The following is a 5,937-nucleotide window of genomic DNA, read 5'->3' on the forward strand; positions in this document are numbered from 1 at the left end:
CCAATCACTGGTCCACACCGCCCGTGCAGCCCCACACCACGGGCGCTCCAGTCGTCAGGGGCGGCGCGTCCACCACCGGCCCGCCCCTGGCGACAACCTCGGCTTCGACGAAAGGACAGCACCGAAAATGACCAGCACTGAACGTCTTTGGATGACGCGTGAGGCCCATACGCGGCTGCAGGCCGAACTGACCGTGCTGCGTTCACGACCGGGTATCGAAGTTCGTGGCGACGTCATGGACACCGACGACAACCTCGTCGAGAATTACTTGGCGCGACAAGCGCGCATGCGTCAGATTCAAGATCTGCTGTCCAATGCCGTGGTCGGTGAAGACCCGCCCGACGACGGGATCGCTGAACCGGGAATGGTCCTGACCGTTCGCTACGACGACACCGGGGACATCGAGACGTTTCTGCTCGGTGTACGCGGTGCCGAGGACCCCGATGTCGATGTGTATTCCATGCAATCACCGCTGGGCAGCGCGGTCGCCGGCGCACATGTCGGCGAGCAACGCACCTACCCCATCCCCAGCGGGGCCAGCGTGCCCATCACGCTACTCAAGGCGGTCCCTTACGGAATGCATGCCCCGAACTCGACATCCGGCGACACCTAAAGAACTTGAAATGTCCTACCGCGCAACCGGTCTCGCGACGAATGGAAATGACATGGCCACCACGACACGAGTCTGGATCTCCCCACAAGCCTACGAACGGCTGCACCGCGAACTGGACACCCTGCGTTATCTTCACTCCGCCGGAACGGCCGACGAGAACATCGACGCGAACGCCGCAGCAGTGCGACGCGCGTGGGAGAAGCGGATTCAGCAGATTCATGACCTGCTGATCAATGCCGTCGTCGGCGAAGACCCACCCAACGACGGCATTGCCGAACCCGGGATGGTGGTCACCATCCGACACGACGCCACCGGGGACTTCGAGACGTTCCTACTCGGCGTACAGGGCGCCGAATACGCCGACATGCCCGTCCATTCCATCGAATCCCCGTTGGGCGCCGCCATTGCAGGCGCGTGCGCCGGGCAACGACGCACCTACCGACTGTCCAGCGGCATCCCGGTGACAGTCACGCTGGCCAAAGCCGTGCCCTACGGCCTCCACATCGCCGACCTGGACCAGTCCGCACCGCAGTGAGACCGCGTAACCGCACAACACTCTGAGCTGCGGAAATCACTCCGCTTGTATCGCTGAGTCTTATATGTACTTGCGTCTATATAGATAGCTGGGCATACTGACTTCATGGACGTCTTCGAAGCGGTCGCCGAACCGAACCGGCGCGCGCTGCTCGACGTACTCGCCGAGGGCGAACGCACCGCGGGCGAGCTGGTCGCCACGCTCCCGGGACTGACGCAACCGACGGTCTCCCGTCACCTCCGGGTGTTGCGGGAAGTCGGACTGGTCGAGGTCCGGCCCGATGCCCAACGACGCATCTACGCGCTGCGCGCCGACGGTCTGGTCGAGATGGACCAGTGGATCGACCGCTACCGCCGCTACTGGACCAACCATCTGGATGCCCTTGAGCGCCATCTGGATTCGACATTCGAGGAGGAACATGACAACCGATGAACTCGAGGGCGTCGTCACGGTCGACGGCGACCGCGCAACCCTGACATTCGAGCGGCGCCTGAAGCACCCCGTCGAGCGGGTGTGGGCCGCGATCACCGAGCCCGCGCATCGCGACATCTGGATGGGCAAGACCGTCATCGACGGACGAGAGGGCGGCTCGATCGAGACGGTCGCCTCGGGCCCGCCCGTGCCACCGGAAATGAAGCGCATGACGGGCCGCATCCTGGTCTGGGATCCGCCGCACGTGTTCGAGCATGAGTGGCACCAACAGATCGTCGAACCCGGCGTGGTCCGCTACGAACTCACCGCCGACGGCACCGGCACCCTGCTCCGGATGACCCATCGCGGCCTCGGAGTGCCCAACGCCAACGGATTCCGGCCTGGCACACAGGCTTTCCTCGACCGGCTGCAGGCGCTGCTCGACGGCACTCCCCTGCCCGGCTGGCTGGAGCGATACGCCGAGATCGCCGGGCACAGCCCGCTGGACGCCCCACCCGCAGGCCCCAAAACCCAGGAGTAATCGATGTCGGACAACACCTTTCACGACGCCCCGTCAGTGGTTGTGGCCTACCAGTCCGGGTTCGGGCACACCGCGTTCCTCACCGAGGCGGTCGCCGCCGGAGCCAAATCGGCCGGCGCGACCGTCACCATGATCCGGTTGGATGATCTCACCGAAGACGATTGGCAGACGCTGGACAGCGCGGACGCGATCATCTTCGGTACCGCCACCTACATGGGCAATGTATCGGCGGCATTCCAGACGTTCGCCGAGCAGACGGGCCGGCGCTGCCAGCAGGGCACGTGGCGCGACAAGGTCGCCGCCGGGTTCACCAACTCCGGGAGCAAGAGCGGTGACAAGCTCAATTCGCTTGTCTCGCTGGCGGTGTTCGCCGCCCAGCATCACATGCACTGGGTGAACCTCGGCCTGGGTCCGGGCTGGAATCACTCCACCGCAAGCGCGGACGAGCTGAACAGGCTGGGCTTCTGGCTCGGTGCCGCGGCAGCGACCGACGTCGACGCCAATCCCGACCAGGTACACCCGTCCGACGTGGCGACGTGCGAACACCTGGGCCGGCGCGTCGCCGAGGTCACCCGGCAACTGGTCGCCGGACGCGGTGTCGCACAGGCTGTTACGGAGCCCGTTACTGCAGGGGCCTGAGCCCCTCGAGCATCGTGGGTACCAACTCGGCGACGGTCGGATGGATGTGCACGGTGTGCGTCATGGTGGTGTACGGGGCTTTTGCGGCCATCAGATCGAGGATGCAGTGCACCACCTCGTCACCGCCGACACCGAGAATGGACGCGCCGAGAATCTGGTTGGTCTCGGCGTCGACCACGACCTTCATGAAGCCCTGCGTCTCCCCTTTTTCGACCGCGCGGCCGACGCGGGTCATCGGCCTCTTGCCCACCAACGCTTTTCGGCCCGACTCCCGAACCTGGGCCTCGGTCAGGCCGGCGCGCCCGAGCGGCGGATCGATGTACAGGGCATAGGTGGGGATGCGGTCGCTGACCCGGCGGGGTTCATTGTCGAGCAGGTTGGCGGCGACGATCTCGAAGTCGTTGTACGACGTATGAGTGAACGCGCCCTTGCCGTTGCAGTCGCCCATGGCCCAGATGTGGTCGACGGTGGTCCGCAGCTGATCGTCGACGGTGATGTATCCGCGCGAATCCGTCGCCACGCCGGCCTTTTCGAGACCCAGGTCGTCGGTGTTGGGCACCCGGCCGACCGCGACCAGCAGGTGTGAGCCCGATACGACGGCGCTGCCGGTGCTGACCGCCACCCCGTCACCGTCCTTGGCCACCCGAATGTCGCTGGCGCCCAGATGAACTGTGATGCCCTCATGTTCGAGGATGTCCTTGATGGCGGCGCAGACGTCGTCGTCTTCGCGCGAGGCGAGCCGCGGTCCCCGCTCGACCACCGTGACCTCGGCGCCGAACCGGCGGAACATCTGCGCAAACTCGAGGCCGATGTAACTGCCGCCGATGATCACCAGATGCTCTGGCACCGTGTCGAGTTCGAGGATGCCGACGTTCGTGAGGTAGTCGACGTCGTTCAGGCCGGGGATGTCCGGGGCCGTCGCACGGCCGCCGGTGTTGAGGAAGATCTGCTTGCCGGTGATCAGTTGGTCACCGACCTGGAGGGTGTGTGGGTCGAGAAAGCGTGCGTGGCCGCGCAGCAGCGTGCAGCCGTCCATGCCCTCCAGCCAGCTTTCGACGCCCTCACGGTCTGCGGTGACGATCCCGTCCTTGCGGCCCTTGACTTTTGCCATGTCGACGGTGACGTCGCCGGTGCCGATGCCGTATTCGGCACCGCGGCGGGCCAGGTGTGCGGCGTAGGCGCTGGCGACCAACGTCTTGGTCGGGATACAGCCGTAGTTCACGCACGTGCCGCCGACGAGCTTGCGTTCGATGACGGCGACAGTCCGGCCGGCCTCGGTGAGTCGGCCGGCCAGAGGCGGTCCCGCTTGTCCCGCGCCGACGATGATGGCGTCGAACGCGGTGGCCTCAGACGACGACATACGGACCGATGGCACTCAGTGCGACGGCCGCAATCGCGAAGCCACCACCGACCGCGAGGACGTCCTCGGCGAGCGCGACCGGCAGGTCGTGTCCGCCGTTGCGCGCCACCAGGATTCGGCGCGCATGAAAGCCTGCCAGCGTCCCGATGACCGCGCCGATCATGCCGCCGCCCATCCCGATGAACGTGTGGTGCCACCCGGCGCCGATGACCGCACCGGCGAACGCACCGGTGAACAACCGGGCCCCGAACTGCGACGGCACCGTTCGCGCCGGCGTCTTGGGCAGCTGGTCGGTGATCAACTCGACCACCAACAGGATCGTCAGCACCGTCACCGTGATCCAGTTGCCGACCCATTCGGCCCAGGTACCCACCAGCGGCAACCAGCCGAGCTTGGCGCCCCAGGCCACCACGGCGGGTGGAGTCAGCGCCCGCAGGCCCGCGACCACACCAATGAGTAAGGCGAACAGCAGAACCAGCGCTTGCGTCACGTGACCCTCCGTCAGATTGCGGACCTCACGGCGACGCTAACACCGGCACGGGTCAGAAGCGACAGAACCGGATATCGGACGCCAAGATCGCCTTGGCCCCGATGGCCGCGAGCTCATCCATGATGGCGTTGACCTGGCGCCGCGGTACCAGGGCGCGCACCGCGACCCAGTCTGCGTCGGCCAGCGGCGCGATGGTCGGCGATTCGAGACCCGGCGTGATGGCCGTTGCCTGCTCCAAAACGCTGCGCGGGCAGTCATAGTCGAGCATCAGGTACTGCTGCCCGAACACGACGCCCTGGATGCGGGCCGCGAGCTGGTCGCGAGCCGGATCCGGCGCGACGTCGGCGCGCTCGATGAGAACTGCTTCCGAATCGCACAGCGATTCACCGAAGGCCACGAGGTTGTGCAGCGCCAGGGTCCGGCCGGATCCGACGACGTCCGCGATGGCGTCAGCGACACCGAGCTGGATCGAGATTTCCACCGCGCCGTCGAGGCGGATCACAGTGGCGTCAATCCCCTTGTCGGCCAGGTCTTTCCGCACCAGGTTCGGGTAGGCGCTGGCAACGCGCTTACCGGCCAGGTCGGCGACGGTCCAGTCCCGCCCCTTGGGTGCGGCATACCGGAACGTCGAGGATCCGAAACCCAGGGCCAATCGCTCGTTGACGGGCGCCATCGACTCGGCGGCCAGGTCGCGGCCGGTGATGCCGAAGTCCAACTGCCCGGAGCCCACGTAGATGGCAATGTCCTTGGGGCGCAGGAAGAAGAACTCGACCTTGTTCACCGGGTCGACGACCGTCAGATCCTTGGGATCAGTGCGGCGGCGGTATCCGGCCTCGGACAGGATGTGGGCGGCGGACTCGCTGAGCGCGCCCTTGTTCGGGACGGCGACGCGCAGGAGGCCGTTCGATGCGCCGGTCACAGCTTGCCGTACACGTCGTCGAGGGTCAGGCCGCGCTTGATCATCAGAACCTGCGTCCAGTACAGGAGCTGGCTGATCTCGCCGGCCAGCTCGTCGTCGCTCTCGTGCTCAGCCGCGATCCACACTTCGCCGGCCTCTTCGATGATCTTCTTGCCCAGATGATGCACGCCGGCGTCCAACGCCGCGACGGTGCCGCTGCCGGCCGGCCGGGTCTGCGCTCGCTCACTGAGCTCGGCGAATAGCGCATCGAAGGTCTTCACGGGCTGCAATTGTTTCACGCTGGGGGCACGGGCCGTGCACGTGGCTGCCTGGGGTCGCATGTCGAGGCTACGTCGGCTCTCGAAAAAACTTTGGTCACTTTGTTAGCGCTGGTCACGGTAGGTAACTAGCGTCACATTTCCGGCGGCTTCTTGTCGGTGGTTCGAACTA

At 66.0% G+C, this 5,937-nt stretch carries 9 protein-coding genes; 5 read left to right on the top strand and 4 right to left on the bottom strand.

Translation table 11 applies throughout. The features are described 5' to 3' along the window. The first annotated feature begins 127 nt into the window (after positions 1 to 127). The 5 genes from VXD91_RS06465 to VXD91_RS06485 all read left to right on the top strand — a co-directional run bounded on the left by VXD91_RS06465 (position 128) and on the right by VXD91_RS06485 (position 2,739). A complete protein-coding gene (locus VXD91_RS06465; protein ID WP_212812005.1) occupies positions 128 to 613 on the top strand; it encodes a GreA/GreB family elongation factor in 486 nt (161 codons plus the stop codon). A gap of 52 nt (positions 614 to 665) precedes the next feature. Next, on the top strand, positions 666 to 1,148 hold the full coding sequence (locus VXD91_RS06470; RefSeq protein WP_212812006.1) for a GreA/GreB family elongation factor: 483 nt from the start codon (positions 666 to 668) through the stop codon (positions 1,146 to 1,148). 105 nt (positions 1,149 to 1,253) lie between these two features. Then, entirely contained in the window at positions 1,254 to 1,580 is a 327-nt protein-coding gene (locus tag VXD91_RS06475; RefSeq protein WP_020103692.1) for a metalloregulator ArsR/SmtB family transcription factor, read from the top strand. After that, the gene (locus VXD91_RS06480; RefSeq protein ID WP_212812007.1) at positions 1,567 to 2,100 is read left to right on the top strand and encodes an SRPBCC family protein; all 534 of its coding nucleotides are present in this window, start codon (positions 1,567 to 1,569) and stop codon (positions 2,098 to 2,100) included. Before VXD91_RS06475 ends, VXD91_RS06480 begins: the two co-directional genes overlap by 14 nt. Before the next feature lie 3 nt (positions 2,101 to 2,103). Further along, entirely contained in the window at positions 2,104 to 2,739 is a 636-nt protein-coding gene (locus tag VXD91_RS06485) for a flavodoxin family protein (protein WP_212812008.1), read from the top strand. Here VXD91_RS06485 and VXD91_RS06490 read toward each other — a convergent pair. Genes VXD91_RS06490 through VXD91_RS06505 form a run of 4 tightly spaced genes read right to left on the bottom strand, consistent with a single transcriptional unit; the run spans position 2,723 to position 5,786 of the window. After that, positions 2,723 to 4,099, bottom strand: a complete 1,377-nt coding sequence (locus VXD91_RS06490; protein WP_212812009.1) for an FAD-containing oxidoreductase — start codon at positions 4,097 to 4,099, stop codon at positions 2,723 to 2,725. The two genes, VXD91_RS06485 and VXD91_RS06490, sit on opposite strands and share 17 nt — an antisense overlap. Beyond that, complete coding sequence (locus VXD91_RS06495) at positions 4,086 to 4,589, bottom strand: DUF4126 family protein (RefSeq protein ID WP_020103688.1); 504 nt, start codon at positions 4,587 to 4,589, stop codon at positions 4,086 to 4,088. The genes VXD91_RS06490 and VXD91_RS06495 overlap by 14 nt, the downstream gene beginning before the upstream one ends. Before the next feature lie 52 nt (positions 4,590 to 4,641). Beyond that, on the bottom strand, positions 4,642 to 5,508 hold the full coding sequence (hisG, locus tag VXD91_RS06500) for an ATP phosphoribosyltransferase (RefSeq protein WP_212812010.1): 867 nt from the start codon (positions 5,506 to 5,508) through the stop codon (positions 4,642 to 4,644). Beyond that, on the bottom strand, positions 5,505 to 5,786 hold the full coding sequence (locus VXD91_RS06505; RefSeq protein ID WP_029118502.1) for a phosphoribosyl-ATP diphosphatase: 282 nt from the start codon (positions 5,784 to 5,786) through the stop codon (positions 5,505 to 5,507). The genes hisG and VXD91_RS06505 overlap by 4 nt, the downstream gene beginning before the upstream one ends. Positions 5,787 to 5,937: the final 151 nt, after the last annotated feature.

Origin of the sequence: Mycobacterium sp. SM3041 (genome assembly GCF_039668335.1) — a bacterium.
Classification (GTDB): Bacteria; Actinomycetota; Actinomycetes; order Mycobacteriales; family Mycobacteriaceae; genus Mycobacterium.